Here is a 15089-nt window from a genome sequence, read left to right on the forward strand (position 1 = left end):
ACACTTCGCTTGAGCCGCTCCCCCGGCCAAGGTTCAGGACTTCCCATGCCCCGTCGCGTACTGCTTTCCGCCGCGAGCCTGCTGGCGTTCGCCCTCGCCGCTTCGCCAACCTGGGCCGCCGAGACACCGGCTCCGACCGACGCGTCGGCCGCGCCCGAGGCGCCCGACCTCGTGGACAAGGTGGTGGTCACCGCCGCCCCCTACGCCGTGTCGCTGGACACCGTGACCAGCAGCGTCAACGTCGTGACCCGCGACCAGCTGGACGTCGCCCCGCCGGCCGGCATCGGCGACATGCTGAACGGCCTGCCGGGCCTGCGGTCCACCTTCTACGGCCCCGGCGCCTCGCGGCCGGTGATCCGGGGCCTGTCGGGGCCCCGGGTGATGGTGCTGCAGAACGGCGTCGGCCAGGTGGACGCCAGCAGCCTGTCGCCCGACCACGCCGTGGCCAGCGACCCGGGCGAGGCCTCGCGGATCGAGGTGCTGCGCGGCCCCTCGACCCTGGCCTATGGCGGTTCGGGCATCGGCGGGGTGGTCAACATGATCGACGACCGCGTGCCGTCGACGCCCGCCGCCGACGGCCCCGAGGGCCGGCTGTCGGCCTCGGCCTCGTCGGTCGACGACGGCTGGGCCTACAGCGGCGCGGTCAAGGCCGGGAAGGGCCCGATCGTGTTCGCGGCCGACGTCTCCAGCCGGCGCACCGACGACTATTCGATCCCGACCGCCGCGGTGTCCGACCGCCTGGCGGCCCGCGACGGCCTGACGGTCGATCCCGACCATGTGGTCAAGAACACCGACGTCGAGGTCGACGCCTACGGCGCCGGCGTCTCCTGGGTCCACGACCGGGGCTTCATCGGCGCTTCGGTCAAGAAGACCGACACCACCTACGGCGTGCCCTACGAGCAGATCCTGGCCCCGATCGACCCCAACGCCGAGGGGCCGGTCTCGATCCACCTGCAGCAGACCCGCTACGACCTGCGCGGCGAGCAGGCGCTGGATACGCCGTGGTTCGAGAAGGTCCGCGTCTCGCTGGGCTACGCCGACTACGAGCACGCCGAGGTCAGCGTCGAGGACGGCGCAGTCGGCACCCGCTTTCTGTCGCACGGGACCGAGGGCCGGGTGGAGCTGGTCCACCGTGAACACGACGGCCACCAGGGCGCCATCGGCTTCCAGGCCCTGGACCGCCACTTCGAGGCGATCGGCGACGAGGCCTTCGTGCCCTCGACCGACGTCAAGGAGTATGGGATCTTCACCCTGCAACGCCTGGACCGCGGGACCTGGGGCCTGGACGCCGGCCTGCGCTTCGACACCCGATCCTTGCAGACCCCGACGCAGAAGCGCGACTTTGACAACGTCTCGGCCTCGCTCGGCGTGTTCTACAAGCCGACCGACGCCCTGTTCACCGCCCTGACCCTGTCGCGCAACGGCCGGGCCCCGACCGAGTTCGAGCTGTTCGCCGACGGCCCGCACCCCGGCACGGGCGGCTTCGAGGTTGGCGACGACAGCCTCGACAACGAGACCGTCACCTCGCTGGAGGCCACGGTCCGCTGGAAGAGCGACCGCCTGCGCGCCGAGGGCCACCTGTGGGCCGCCCGATATGACAACTTCATCGAGGAGGCCCCGACCGGCGCGGTCCAGGACGACCTGCCCGTCTACCAGTACTTCCAGACCAAGGCCGACTTCCATGGCGCCGAGCTGGAGGCGGCCTACGACGCCTGGCGCGGGGCCAGCCAGTCGATCCGCCTGGAGACCACCTTCGACTGGGTGCGCGGCGACACCGACGCCGGCGTGCCCGCCCGCATCCCGCCGTGGTCGCTGGGCGGCTCTGTGGTCTGGACCGCGCCGCGCGTCGAGACCACCCTGGAGGTGCGCCGCGTCGCTGAACAAGACCGCGTGGCGGCCTTCGAGACGCCGACCGACGGCTACACCGTGGTCAACCTCAAGGCCACGTTCAGGCCGATCGCCGATTCGCCCCTGCGGCTGTTCGTCGACGGCCGAAACCTGACCGACCAGGAGATCCGCGAGCACGTCTCGTTCCTCAAGGACATCGCCCCATCGCCGGGTCGTTCGGTGCGGGCGGGGGTGGCCTGGAAGTTCTAGGATCGGGTTCGATAGCGCATGAGGATGCTGGAGACTTCGGCGCTCATCTGGTTGTCATCCCGGACAGCGCTGCGCGCTTCCGGGATGACAACCAGAGAGGGGATCATTCAAGTCCGAACCCTGAGGGTCGCCCCGGATGCGGCGGCTTTCGCGCCGTTTTCCCGCCACGGACGAACCGGAAGCTGGACTTAACCACAAGGCGGGAGGGGTCGATTGCGAGACCCCTCCGGATCGGCTAGAAGCGCCGGACCTTTCAAAGGCCGCCTAAGCGCAATAGGCGTCCGTTCATTAGCCTTTTGTCGAGCTGTTCATGGAAACGACCCAACCCGCCGGCGGCATCTCCGGCAACGTCCTGTTCTACTCCTCGCCGGAGCCGCTGAACCGCGAGCAGCACGCCAAGCTGGCTCTGGTCCACAAGGACAAGCCCTACGGCTTCGCCCTGAACGGCACCGCCGTGCCGCTGGCCGTCACCGAATTCGCCCCGGCCGCCCTGAGCTATCCGGTGATCTTCGCCGGCGAGGACCGCGTGCCGCTGGCCGTGATGGGCCTCAACACCGGCGAGAACCTGTTCATCCAGGCCGACGGCGGCTTCGACGTCGGCGCCTACATTCCGGCCTATATCCGTCGCTATCCGTTCGTCCTGGCCAATGACGAGAGCCAGGACCGCCTGATCGTCTGCATCGACCGCAGCTCGGACCTGCTGGCCGAAGGCGGCCAGACCCCGCTGTTCGACGACAAGGGCGAGCCGACCGAATACACCCAGAACTGCATCAAGTTCTGCGACGACTTCGAAGTCGAGCGCCGCCGCACCGACTCGTTCGTGCAGCTGCTGAAGGACAACGACCTGTTCGAACTGAAGAAGGCCGTGTTCACCCCGCTGGACGCCAACGGTCAGCCGGGCGAGCCCCAGACCGTGGCCGAGTACTACGGCGTCTCGGAAGAGAAGCTGAACGCCCTGCCGGCCGACAAGGTCAAGGAACTGCAGACCAGCGGCGCCCTGGCCCAGATCTATGCGCACCTGGTGTCGCTGATCGGTTGGGACCGCCTGATCGCCCTGGCCACCATCCGCCAGCAGCAGGCGGCCGCCAACGGCGCGCTGAACTAGACTTCACGTCCTCGGACGTGCGGAGAGGCGGCGGATCCGAAAGGGCCCGCCGCCTTTTTCGTTTGCGGATCAGGCTTGGTGCGTCCTTCGAGGCCCGCTTCGCGGGCGCCTCGGGATGAGGAGCCTTGTTGCTGAATTCCTCATCCTGAGGTGCGAGGCGTAGCCGAGCCTCGAAGGACGCACGGCGCCTACCGCGCGAAAATGCTGCGCGTCAGGCACGAGAAGACCAGCCGGCCCGCCTCGTCCAGCAGGTCGTGCTGGGCGATGACGATGCCCTTGCCCTCGCCGACCGGATCCTTGCCCATCACCGTCATGCGGCCGCGCAAGAGTTCGCCGGCCGGCGGGTTGCGCAGCCAGCGCAGGGCGTCGACGCCGACCCGCTTGGTCTGGGGCCAGGCGGCGCTGGCCTCGGCGTCCAGCTTCGACCAGAGGGCGAAGACCATGGTGTCGGGCGCGCCGCTGGCCGCCGGCCAGCCGGGCTGGAACGCCGCGCAGAAGGTCTCCAGCGCCTTGTCGTCGACGACCGTCGCGCCCAGCGACACCACCTGGCCGATTTCGATGTCGTCGAAGGAAGCGGGCATGGATGGACGACTCTCTTGCGAACGCGGGTCTTCGACCTGATCACGACGGCTTGGCCATTGTCGAGAGCGCTTGGAGAGGTCATGTGTCTTGCAACTTGGCCCCGGTCGGCCGCGCCTGGAATCCGTTCATGTCGCTTCGAAAGCTGTTCGCCGTCGTACCGGCGTTGATGGGCGCCCTGCTGCTGGGCGCCCCGCTGCTCGCGGGGGCGGCCAAGGCCGAGCCCGTCCAGACCGGACATATCGAGGTCGAGCTGGTGTCCCAGGAGGCCGGCGCCGTGCCGGGCGGGGTGGTCTATGTGGCCCTGCGCCAGAAGATCCAGCCCGGCTGGCACACCTATTGGCGCAATCCCGGCGACGCTGGCGACGCCACCAAGATCGTCTGGACCCTGCCGGCCGGCTGGACCGCCGGCGACATCGTCTGGCCGACCCCGGAGAAGAGCCGCGTCGGGCCGCTGCTGGACTTCGCCTACACCGGCGAGGTGCTGCTGCCGGTGCCGATCACCGTGCCGGCCAACGCCCAGGTCGGCTCGGTCGTCACCCTGAAGGCGGCCGCCGCCTTCCTGGTCTGCGAACAGGTCTGCGTGCCCGAGGACGCCGTCGTCACCCTGACCCTGCCGGTCGTGGCGGGCATGCCGCAGGCCGACCCGAAGTGGGGCGCCAAGGTCGCCGACACCCTGGCCAAGGCCCCCAAGCCGGCCGGGCTGAAGGCCGTGTTCGAACTGCGGGGTTCGGTGCTGAAGCTGGCCGTGACCGGCGCGCCGCTGAAGGGCGCCGACGTCTCCGGCGCGTTCTTCTATCCCTATTCCGGCAAGGTCATCGAGCATCCGCCCGAGCAGGCGATCGAGCGCGGCCCCGAGGGCCTGACCCTGTCGCTGACCCCCGGCTACGACTTCACCCAGGCCGAGGCCAAGCCGACCGAGCTGGCCGGGGTCCTGGCCCTGAACGGCGCGGCCTACGAGATCACCGCCACGCCGGGGACGATCCCGGCGGAGGCCGGAGGCCTGGGCGCGCCGCCCGCCGCGCCGGCCAAGGCGGCCGGATCCGCGCAAGGCGCCAGCCTGGGCCTGCCCTTGGCCGTGGCCTTCGCCTTCCTGGGCGGGCTGGTCCTGAACCTGATGCCCTGCGTCTTCCCGATCCTGTCGATGAAGGCCGCCAGCCTGACCACCCACGCCCACCACGCCGGCAAGGCCCGCGTCCAGGGCCTGGCCTTCCTGGCCGGGGTGGTGGTCACCTTCCTGCTCCTGGCCGGTCTGCTGATCGCCGTGCGGGCCGGCGGGGCGGCCGTGGGCTGGGGCTTCCAGCTGCAGTCGCCGGTCGTGGTCGCGGGCCTGGCCCTGCTGATGCTGCTGGTGGCGCTGAACATGTCGGGCGTGTTCGAGGTCGGGGCCTCGGTGCAGGGCGTGGGGGCTGGCGCCGGCGGCAACGGAGTCGGCGGTTCGTTCCTGACCGGCGCCCTGGCCGTGCTGGTGGCCGCCCCGTGCACCGCGCCGTTCATGGCCGGGGCCCTGGGCTACGCCCTGACCCAGCCGCCGCTGCTGTCGCTGGCGGTGTTCCTGGGCCTGGCCCTGGGCTTCGCCGCGCCGTTCGTGATCCTGGCCTTCGCCCCGGCCCTGCTCTCCCGCCTGCCGCGCCCGGGTCCGTGGATGGACGTGCTGAAGAAGGGCCTGGCCTTCCCGATGTACGCCACCGCCGCCTGGCTGGCCTGGGTCTACAGCCAGCAGACGGGGTCTATCCCCCTGGCCGCCCTGCTGGCCGCCAGCGTGCTCGTGGCCTTCGCCGCCTGGCTCTACGGCCTGGCCCAGGCGCGATCGATCGCCGGCAAGGGCGCGGCGGTTCCGTTCGTCCTGGCCGCCCTGTCGCTGGTCGCCGCCGCGGCCCTGGTGGTCCTGGGCGTCCGCGCCGTCCCCGCCGCTTCGGCGCCCGCGGCCGCGACGACGGCGCAGGCCCCGGCCGGTCCCGGCCTGAGCGCCGAGGCCTGGAGCCCCGAGAAGGTCGCGGCCCTGCAGGCCGAGGGCAAGGTGGTGATGGTCGACTTCACCGCCGACTGGTGCGTGACCTGCAAGGTCAACGAGGGCACGGCGCTGAAGGGCCAGCGCCTGGTCGACGCCTTCAAGGCCAGCGACGCCGTGCTGCTGCGCGCCGACTGGACCAAGCGCGACGCCACGATCGCCGCCGCCCTGGCCGAGCACGGCCGCGTCGGCGTGCCGCTGTATCTGGTCTATCCGAAGGGAAGCGGCGAGCCGGTGATCCTGCCGCAGCTGCTGACCGAGGGCCTGGTGATCGAGGCGATCGAGAAGGCGGCGTCCTAGATCCTCCCCCTGTGGGGGAGGCGGCCGAAGGCCGGTGGGGGGGTATTGTTGGGTCGGCCGACCACTCCCCCCTCCGTCGGCTGCGCCGACACCTCCCCACAGGGGGAGGAACTACTTCTTCTTGTCGCCCTTGCCCCCGAACGGCAGCCGTTCCTTCACCTGGTCCAGCGGCGTGCGGGTGACCACGACCGGCGGCGGGGCCGTGATGATCGGGGTCTTGATCGGATAGGCCCGCCAGCCGCTCTGGATCAACGCCCCGAAGCCCTGGCAGCGCGGCAGGATCCGCACCGCCCCGGTGCGCGGCTTGGCGAACGGCGCGGGCTGGAAGATGTCCTGGCGCTTGGGATCGGTGAACTTCCAGTCGGTGGGCAGGCCGTAGCCCTTGTCGCCGCCGATCCGCACGGCCTTGTAGGCGATGTTGGCCTGGAACGGCGGCACGCCGTATTTCAGCATCGCCCGCAGGAAGATGGCGTCGGCCTCCTCGCGCTTGCCCGGCTCGCCGATCGTGTAGAGCCAGTCGTGGACGATGGCCGCCCGCGCCGTCGGTCCCTGCGGATCGACGAAGCCCTGGCCGTACCAGGGCACGCTGGCGAAGTCGGTGACGTACCAGCGCGGCACGACGATGACCTTGCCGGTCTCGACGTCGCAATAGGGGAACTCGGCGTCCAGGGTGAACAGCTTGCGGCCGTCCTTGGTCTGGTTGAACAGCATCACCGGCTGCGGCGTCAGCGAGCTGGGCGGCGTCGGGGCCACCATCGGCACGAAGACCGTGGTCTTGGTCTCGGTGGCGCAGCCGGCCAGGACGACGGCGAGCGCGGCGAGCGCGGCGGGGAGCTTGGACTTCGGCGACATGCGTGTGCGGGCTGGAGCCTTTGCGGGGCGAACGGACGCTCGCCTTCTGGACGGCGAGCGCCGCCGTAGCAAGGACGGATGGCGAACTTGCGGCGACGCGCCGCTGACCTGGCGCGGGTTTTGTCAAACGCGGGTCGAGGATCTGAAGGCAGGCCGCAAGGTGGCCGTGGCCAACAGCGCCGGATGAGCGGAACGTTGCTTAAGCCGCCGGCTTCGGCGGCGCGGTGATCACTTCGACATTGTCGTTGAGCAGATAGACCATGTCCCTCAAGGCCAGGTCCTGGTCCTTGACGGTCTTGGCCTCGGCGACGGCCTTCAGCTTCTCGGGCAGGTCCTGGCTGATGCCGCGCAGGATGCATTTGAGGTCGTCGACCGCCCCGCGTTCCTTCAGGGTCACGTGGCCCTTCATGTCCAGGGCCGACAGCTCGCCGATCTGGCCCTGGAAGGCGTCGAAGCCCTTCAGAGCCTTGGCGACGGTGTCGGGCGTCTTGGGCAGGGCCTGGCGATACGCCTCGGTCCGGGCCTTCAGTCCGCCGGCCCGCTTGACGATGTCGGCGAACAGCGGCTCGCTCGCCACGGAAGGCGGGATCGGAGCCTGCTGGACCACGGCCGGCGCGGAGCCGGTCTGGGCCTCCGGACTGAACGAAGCGAACCACAGCATGGCGGAAAAGGCGACGGCGTCACAGGACATGGGCTCTCCCCGCGAAAAACGTCATTGGTCTTCATGACGCGGCGGCATCCGTTTGGTAAGCCCGCCCGGGTAAACGCCGATTTACCAAAACCATAGTGTGAAGGAACGCCGCATGGCCGATCTCGACGCCGCCTGGACCCGCCTGGAAGACGCCGCCAAGGCCGCCGGCGAAAAGCGCATCGTCGAGATGTTCGACGGCGAGCCCCGGCGCCTGGAGACCCTGACGCTGGACGTCGCCGGCCTGCACATCGACCTTTCCAAGCAGGCCTGGGACGAGGCCGGCCTCGAGGCCGCGCTGGACCTGGCCCACGCGGCCGACGTCGAAGGCGCCCGGACCCGGATGTTCGGCGGCGAGGCGATCAACGGCTCCGAGGGCCGGGCCGTCCTGCACGCCGCTCTGCGCGCCAAGGCGAACGCCGACTTCAAGGCCGGCGGCCAGCCCGTGATGGCCGAGGTCGAGGCCGTCCGCGCCCGGATGAAGGCCTTCGCCGAGGCCGTCCGCTCGGGCGAGATCAAGGGCGCGACCGGCAAGCCGTTCAAGGCCATCCTGCACATCGGCATCGGCGGCAGCGACCTGGGCCCCCGCCTGCTGTGGGACGCCCTGCGGCCGATCAAGCCCGGCATCGACCTGCGCTTCGTGGCCAATGTCGACGGCGCCGAGTTCGCCCTGACCACGGCCGACATGGATCCCGAACAGACCCTGGTCATCGTGGTCTCCAAGACCTTCACCACCCAGGAGACCCTGGCCAACGCCGGCGCCGCCCGCGCCTGGCTGGCCGCGGCCCTGGGCGAGGCCGGCGCCAACCAGCACCTGGCGGCGATCTCCACCGCCCTGGACAAGACCGCCGCCTTCGGCGTGGCCGACGATCGGGTGTTCGGCTTCTGGGACTGGGTGGGCGGCCGCTATTCGCTGTGGTCGTCGGTCAGCCTGTCGGTGGCCGTGGCCTGCGGCTGGGACGCCTTCCAGGGCTTTCTGGACGGCGCGGCGGCCATGGACGAGCACTTCGCCACAGCCTCGCTGGAAAAGAACGCGCCGGTGCTGATCGCCCTGGCCCAGATCTTCAACCGCAACGGCCTGGACCGCCGCGCCCGTTCGGTCGTTCCGTACTCGCACCGCCTGCGCCGCCTGGCCTCGTTCCTCCAGCAGCTGGAGATGGAGAGCAACGGCAAGTCGGTCGGGCCCGATGGCAGGCCCGTGACGCGCGGCACCGCCACGGTGGTGTTCGGCGACGAGGGCACCAACGTCCAGCACGCCTATTTCCAGTGCATGCACCAGGGGACCGACATCACCCCGATGGAGCTGATCGGCGTGGCCAAGTCCGACGAGGGCCCGGCCGGCATGCACGAGAAGTTGCTGTCCAACCTGCTGGCCCAGGCCGAGGCCTTCATGGTGGGCCGCACGACGCAGGACGTCGTCGCCGAGCTTCAGGCCAAGGGCGTTCCGGAAGCCCAGATCGCCACCCTGGCCCCGCAGCGCACCTTCGCCGGCAACCGCCCCTCGACCCTGGTGCTGCTGGAGCGCCTGACGCCCCAGACCTTCGGCGCCCTGATCGCCCTCTATGAGCACAAGACCTTCGTCGAAGGGGTGATCTGGGGGATCAACAGCTTCGACCAATGGGGCGTGGAGCTGGGCAAGGTGATGGCCGGGCGCATCCTGCCGGAGCTGGAAAGCGGGGCCGTGGGTTCGCACGATCCGTCGACGGCGGCGCTGATCGAGCGGTTGAAGGTCTAGGGCGCCGATCGCGGCTCGACCTTGGCGGGCGTCGCCTTGACTCGCACCTAAAAGTGGCAGCTATCCTGGGTAACAACTCAGGGTGGCGGCTATGATCAGGAACGGCAAGGACATCGCCAACGGCACGGTGGTCCAGACCCAGGTGTGCGTCGTCGGCTCCGGCCCCGCCGGCGCCACGGCGGCCTGGTACCTGCAAAAGGCGGGGCTGAAGGTCACGCTGATCGAGGGAAGCCGCGACTTCAAGGGCGACCTGCAGGCCAGCTGGCCCGACAAGACCCTGCTCTATGACGGCGTGGCCGACGGCCTGTTCGCGTCCAACGAGTCGGATTTCCTGATCCGGCCCTATGCCGACCAACCCGGCTACGCCTCGGAACGCGAGCGCTTCTACGGCGGCACGGGCGCGCACTGGGGCGGCCAGTCCCGGCCGCTGGATCCGATCACCTTCGAGAAGCGCACCGGCTTCCCCGGCTGGCCGATCTCTCGCGAGGACCTGGACCCGTACTATGCGGAGGCGGCCGCGTTCACCAGGCTGCACGGCGACGACTTCAGCGCCGAAACCTGGGCCGGGATCCTGAAGGCCGAGGTCCCCCAGCTCGCCGGTTTCGACGTCGAGATGTACCAGTATATCGGCCGAGCCTATCGGAACCTGGCCACCGCCAGCTTCGACGGCGTCACGCTGGGCGACACCTCGGTCGATGTGATCCTCAACGCCAGCCTGCTGGAGATCGATCACGACCAGGGCGCGGTGCGCTCGCTGCGCGTGGCCAGCCTGGACGACCAGACGCCGCCCCGAAAGGCCACCGAGTTCACCGTCCAGGCCGACGTCGTTGTCCTGGCCTGCGGCGCGGTCGAGAACGCCCGCCTGCTGCTGTTGTCGAACGCCGGCAACGAGCACGACCAGGTTGGCCGCCATTTCATGTGCCATCCGCTGTCGACCGGCCAGGTGATCACCACCACGCGGCCCTATCTGGACGACCCCGAATCCCGGCTGATGGCCGGAGACACGCTGAACGGCATGCGTCCCGTCCCCTGGACCGATGACAACGGTGTGCGCGTCTCGGGCCGGTTCTCGCCCAGCGCCGAGCAGCAGCGCGAGCTGGGCATCGGCAGCTGCTGGTTCTGGGCCGGCTACGGCCAGTACTATTTCGAGATGTTCCCCAATCCCGACAGCCGCGTGACCCTGGCTGACACCGTGGACCCGATCTTCGGCCAGCGGCGGACCCACATCACCTGGGAGGTCGGCCTGGCCGACGAGACCACCTATCTCCAGACGACCCGGCTGTTCAAGACCGCCGTCAACGCCCTGCACGGCGACGTGGTCTTCCAGCCCTGGGAGTCCGTCAAGGACCAGCTGATCGTCAACGGCCACCACATCGGCACCACGCGGATGTCGGCCGACCCCGCTCAGGGCGTCGTCGACGCGAACCTCAAGGTGCACGCGATCGACAATCTGTATGTCGCCGGATCGTCGGTGTTCGCCTCGACCGGCATCTCCAACCCGACCTTCTCGATCATCGCCCTGTCGATCCGGCTGGCCGAGCACCTGGCCGGCAAGTTGGCGACCAAGGGCTAGGATCGATATTCAAGCGCCGTGCCTGGTCCTCGTCCTTCGACAAGCTCAGGATGAGGACCCTTGCCGGCGTCGGCGTTGGAAAACCTCATCCTGAGCTTGTCGAAGGACGAGGTTTTCGGGAGCCAAATGCGCCCCCTAGAACGTCTTCCTCAGCTTCAGCGACAGGAAGGTCCGCGGGTTGATGTCGCGTTCCTCGGTGAACTTCACCGGCCGGGGCGACGTGCGGTCCGCATAGACGGTGCGGCGGATCACGAAGTCGTCCCAGAGGTTCAGCTGGGCGCGCAGCGACAGGGTCGGGGTCGGCTTGTACTCGACGAAGCTCTCGAAATAGGCCGCGCCGCGCCAGCTGCTGGTCTGGTCCGGGTCGTAGGTGCCCTGGCCCAGCAGCGGCAGCCAGTTGATCCCCCACTGGGTCTTCCAGGCCACGATGTCCTGCTGGAAGCCGATATTGGCCTGGGTCGGACGCACGCCCGAGATCGGACGGTCCTCGCCGGTGGTCGGGTCGGTGACGTGGGTCTCGTTCCAGTCGTTCTTGAAGGTGAAGCGGCCGCCCTTGATCCCCCACTTGTCGATGGGAACCACGATGTTGACCGACAGGCGGTCCAGCGTGCCGTTGCCGATGTTGCCGGTGGCCGACAGGCCGCCGTCCAGCGGCAGGCGGTCGATCACGTCGATGATCTCGTCGTGGCGATAGCCGACCGAGACGATGCCCTCGCCCCAGAAGCGCCTTTCATAGGTGAGCTCCGAGATCCAGCGCTGCTCGGGCTTGAGGTCGACATTGCCGCCGTGCACGTTGCCGTCGTCGAAGTCGGACGAGGCCACGAAGTCGCCGAAGTCCAGCTGGCCCAGCTCGCGCTCGAAGCGGAACCGCACCTGGTGGTTGGCCTTGGGCGTCCAGGTCGCCTGGAAGCGGGGCTTGGCGTAGAAGAAGCTCTCCTCGGCCGAGGCGTCGCCCGACTGCTTGATCGTCGAGGTCTCCAGCCGCAGGCCGCCCTCCAGGGTCAGCTTGGGGTCCACCCGCCAGGTGCCCTTGACGAAGGCCTCGCCGCGCAGCTCCTCGACCTTGACCGAGGCGCTGGGCAGGGTCTGCGCCGCTCCGCCCAGGGTGAAGGCCTGCTGGGTGTCCAGCATGTTGTAGGCGACCTCGCCGCCGGCCTCGATCGTCAGGGCCGCGCTGCGCTCGTGGCGGACCAGGGCCCGCAGGATCGATTCCGACGAGTCGCCTTCCGAGGTGAACCGGGCCTCCGGCGCGACGACGCCGTGCTCGGTCTCGCTGCTGGTCGCCTCGTTCTCGAAGCTCTCGAACTGGTGGATGACCCGGGTCTCCAGCGTCCATTTCGGCTTCAGCGGCCGGATATAGGTCAGGCCCAGCTCGCCCGACTTGGTGTCCTCGGCATAGTCGCTGTACGCGCGGTCGGGGCCGCCGGTGACCCCGATCTCCTGCCATTCCTGCCAGTCATGGATCCCGTACCGGGCCGTGGCCTCCAGCTTGCCGCCGGCCGCCGGGGCTGAATAGTTCAGGCGGATCGAGTCGCCGCCGCCATAGCCGTCGTTGGCGAACGGCAGGTCGGACAGCACCGCCCCCGTCGCGTCGCGGACGATGTCGCGGCCCGGGCCGTTGGAGTCGCTGGTCGAGGTGCCGTCGCTGAGCAGCACGCTCCAGCTGCGCTCGCCGTTCTTGGCGGTGAACTGGTAGCTGCCGCCCCAGACGTCGTGGCCGCCGTCGAACAGGCTGTTGTTCAAGGTGACGATCGACTGATGGCTGGCGGCCGTCTTCAGGATCACGTTCACCACCACCGAAAAGCCCTGCATGTCGATGCCGGGCGCCCCGCCGCGGATCAGCTCGATGCGGTCGACCTGGCTGGCGGGGGTGCGCTCCAGCACGTCGGTGCCCTGGTCGTTCTTCGAGGCCGGGCGGTTGTTGTTGATCAGGATGTTGCCGACCGCCCCCTCGAAGCCGCGCGCCCCGCTGCCGTCGTCGGGCGAGAAGCCCGGCACGCGCTCGACCATGTCCAGGGCGGTGTTGGGCCGCTGGCTGGCGAAGAAGTCGGGGGTGAAGACCAGCACGCCCTTCTGGGCGGCGTCGTTCAGCGGCGCCTGGCCAGAAAGAGGGGGGCTGGTCGGGCCGGTCGGAACGGGGGCCTGGGCGGCCTGCGGCGTCTCGGCGGCGAAGGCCGAGCCGGCGGTCAGAAAGGCGGCGGCGGTCGCCAGCAGCATGGTCTTGGTCATCGGTAGTTCCCCTCAGTGAGGAGACAACTGCCGGGTCCGGACATTCATCTCAAGTTACAAGACGGAAAGGTGGATTACTTCGCAGACACATTACAGGACGTTCATGTTCATCGACTGATCCACGCCTGTGGATAAACTGATGAACGCGCCGTTAAGACTTGGCGAGATCTGGAGAACACTCGGGGCGGGGCCGGGGACATGCGACGCGCGCGTCCCCGGCGGGGCCCGACGCTCAAGGGCGCTCCTTGTCCGCCTCCGCCGCCAATCGGGCCAGGGTCTGCTCCCGGAGGCGCAGGATCCTCAGATTGATCTCCCGCATCAGCGCCTCGCCCGAGGACTCGAGCCGGGCCTGGATCTCGGCGTCGGTGAGGCGGTCGAGGCCGTCCGTCTTCCCGAAGGCGGCCAGGTGATCGTTGGCGGGCGTGGGCGGCTTGGGTCTGCTCATTGCAATCTCCATCAAGGGCTGGGTCGGACCGACGCGTCCTCCGCCCCCCGTGGGGGCGGACAGACCGCGAAGCGGTCAGGTGGGGGCAAGGGTTCGCGGGCGCGATCTGACAGGCACGGCTTTCCGATCTCACGCGGGGACCCGCTGAGGGCTGGGGAGGCGGCGGAGCGTCCGGGCCATGCCCGGCGTAGGTTTTGGAGTGTGCCGTTTCGACAGGTCACGAACGCTCCGCGCGGCCTGTGCTCGGGAGCCATCGGGATCGCGGGGTTTTAACCCGCTCCTCGAATCCGCCCCCGGCGGGCGGAGGGGCGACGAAACCCCGTCCGGACCGCGCGGGCGATTTCAGCCCGCGCCTGGCGCCCCCGCCGATCCTTCGCCGGCCGGGCTTCGTCCCGATGTTTCAGGGAACCTGCCCGGACCGCCCGAAGCGTCACTCAAGACCACCGACGAACGCTGCCCGCTCGACCGCCCCCGCCACCCGCCAGGTCGCCAGCTGGACGGCCTCCCCGGTGGTGGGGCGAGAGGTATTATGCGGGCGTTTTGGAGGTGAGGGATGAAATTGGGTCCGCGCTCGCGCTGGGCGGGGGCAGGGCGTTGAATTTGTTGGGGGCGGGGTGGGTTGGCGCCCGTGGTGAAAAGAGGATAGGCCTTCGTTCCTAGCGGGAAGGCACTCGAGCCGGACGGGTGGGAAGCGTCCCTCCATCAACGCCTTCCTACCTCGACCTCCTCGAGCATTTTGCGATCAATAATAGTAACTAGCGTCAGGACGTCGCCAGGTCCGACGCACACGCTTTCCTCAAGAACTTCGAAGCGCTCTGCGCCTCGTCTATCGAAAAAGGCATCAGCCCCGATCTTCGATGGGTAGGACGACTCCTTGCCGGCGAAGACGGCATCGAAAACACCAGATTGAGGGTCGATTTCCCTCTGTGGAAACCAGTGGTCCGGGATCATCGGTGACCTTGCAAACCACTTCCAGCCATTCCGGCCGTAGGCAAGCAGGAAGCAGGGAAAGTCTCCACTTTCCACAAGCCGTCGAGCTGTAGCCGGCCGGCTGACATTAAACTCCGTCGATACTTTCTCGATTTGTTTGAATGTGAGTTTCGGGAAATTAGAGTATTCCTTCAACATGAAATCTGGGAGCAGGAGGCGACCCGCGAAAGCGTCCGCGACTTGTTCGCGATGACGGGAGATTTCCCGTCCCTCACCAATATCCACCGCGCGGCACATTAGCGCTTTGCCGCGATGATAAGCCCAGTGTCCGATTTCATGGGCGATTGAGAAACGACGCCTTAGCGGATGAGCGTTCTTACTGACCGTAATGATTCCACGATCACCGAGGCCTATAATTCGAGCTTCACAAGCGCATAGGCGCTCAGTCTTGATCGACAGGCCGAGATAGTGCGCGATGACTTCTAGATCGATGTCCGCCGGTTCTTCAATGCCGAGGCGGCGATAGAGCCGATTGATATCCAAGG

General features: G+C 68.6%; 11 protein-coding genes and 2 pseudogenes. 5 read left to right on the forward strand and 8 right to left on the reverse strand.

The window, feature by feature from the left end; genetic code table 11:
• The first annotated feature begins 45 nt into the window (after positions 1–45).
• Both ASD38_RS02875 and ASD38_RS02880 read left to right on the forward strand, forming a co-directional pair.
• Positions 46–2097, forward strand: coding sequence for a TonB-dependent receptor (locus tag ASD38_RS02875; RefSeq protein ID WP_056457399.1), 2052 nt, complete (start codon positions 46–48; stop codon positions 2095–2097).
• 310 nt (positions 2098–2407) lie between these two features.
• A complete protein-coding gene (locus ASD38_RS02880; protein WP_056436134.1) occupies positions 2408–3202 on the forward strand; it encodes a SapC family protein in 795 nt (264 codons plus the stop codon).
• A gap of 70 nt (positions 3203–3272) precedes the next feature.
• Here the strand turns inward: ASD38_RS02880 and ASD38_RS23680 are convergent.
• Together ASD38_RS23680 and ASD38_RS02885 are read right to left on the reverse strand one after the other, a co-directional pair.
• Positions 3273–3392 (reverse strand): annotated as a pseudogene (locus ASD38_RS23680) (hypothetical protein); the annotation flags it as partial.
• Positions 3391–3783, reverse strand: coding sequence for a MaoC family dehydratase (locus ASD38_RS02885; RefSeq protein WP_056457402.1), 393 nt, complete (start codon positions 3781–3783; stop codon positions 3391–3393). The pseudogene ASD38_RS23680 and the gene ASD38_RS02885, both read right to left, overlap by 2 nt.
• Before the next feature lie 128 nt (positions 3784–3911).
• On the opposite strand from ASD38_RS02885, the gene ASD38_RS02890 reads away from it, so the two are divergent.
• A complete protein-coding gene (locus tag ASD38_RS02890) occupies positions 3912–6092 on the forward strand; it encodes a protein-disulfide reductase DsbD family protein (RefSeq protein WP_056458256.1) in 2181 nt (726 codons plus the stop codon).
• A gap of 111 nt (positions 6093–6203) precedes the next feature.
• Here the strand turns inward: ASD38_RS02890 and ASD38_RS02895 are convergent, their stop codons facing one another.
• Together ASD38_RS02895 and ASD38_RS02900 are read right to left on the reverse strand one after the other, a co-directional pair.
• Positions 6204–6944 (reverse strand): DUF1353 domain-containing protein, encoded by a 741-nt coding sequence (locus ASD38_RS02895; RefSeq protein ID WP_056457404.1) that lies wholly within the window; start codon positions 6942–6944, stop codon positions 6204–6206.
• 199 nt (positions 6945–7143) lie between these two features.
• Positions 7144–7635 (reverse strand): hypothetical protein, encoded by a 492-nt coding sequence (locus ASD38_RS02900; protein ID WP_056457407.1) that lies wholly within the window; start codon positions 7633–7635, stop codon positions 7144–7146.
• 112 nt (positions 7636–7747) lie between these two features.
• Between ASD38_RS02900 and pgi the strand changes: the two genes are divergently transcribed.
• Both pgi and ASD38_RS24425 read left to right on the forward strand, forming a co-directional pair.
• Positions 7748–9367, forward strand: a complete 1620-nt coding sequence (gene pgi / locus ASD38_RS02905; protein ID WP_056457410.1) for a glucose-6-phosphate isomerase — start codon at positions 7748–7750, stop codon at positions 9365–9367.
• 91 nt (positions 9368–9458) lie between these two features.
• Positions 9459–10940 carry an FAD-dependent oxidoreductase gene (locus ASD38_RS24425; protein ID WP_056457413.1) on the forward strand — a complete coding sequence of 494 codons (1482 nt, stop codon included), beginning with the start codon at positions 9459–9461 and terminating at the stop codon, positions 10938–10940.
• Between the two features lie 26 nt (positions 10941–10966).
• On the opposite strand, the pseudogene ASD38_RS25040 reads toward ASD38_RS24425, so the two are convergent.
• From ASD38_RS25040 to ASD38_RS02925, 4 genes and pseudogenes are all read right to left on the reverse strand, one after another.
• Positions 10967–11066 (reverse strand): annotated as a pseudogene (locus ASD38_RS25040) (hypothetical protein); the annotation flags it as partial.
• Between the two features lie 9 nt (positions 11067–11075).
• Positions 11076–13169, reverse strand: coding sequence for a TonB-dependent receptor plug domain-containing protein (locus tag ASD38_RS02915; RefSeq protein WP_056457416.1), 2094 nt, complete (start codon positions 13167–13169; stop codon positions 11076–11078).
• Positions 13170–13401: 232 nt separating this feature from the next.
• A complete protein-coding gene (locus tag ASD38_RS02920) occupies positions 13402–13614 on the reverse strand; it encodes a hypothetical protein (protein ID WP_056457419.1) in 213 nt (70 codons plus the stop codon).
• Positions 13615–14316: 702 nt separating this feature from the next.
• Positions 14317–15087: an ImmA/IrrE family metallo-endopeptidase gene (locus ASD38_RS02925; RefSeq protein ID WP_056457422.1), complete on the reverse strand. Its 771-nt coding sequence runs from the start codon at positions 15085–15087 to the stop codon at positions 14317–14319.
• Between the last annotated feature and the right edge of the window lie 2 nt (positions 15088–15089).

Source organism: Caulobacter sp. Root487D2Y (assembly GCF_001427165.1).
Lineage (GTDB): Bacteria > Pseudomonadota > Alphaproteobacteria > Caulobacterales > Caulobacteraceae > Caulobacter.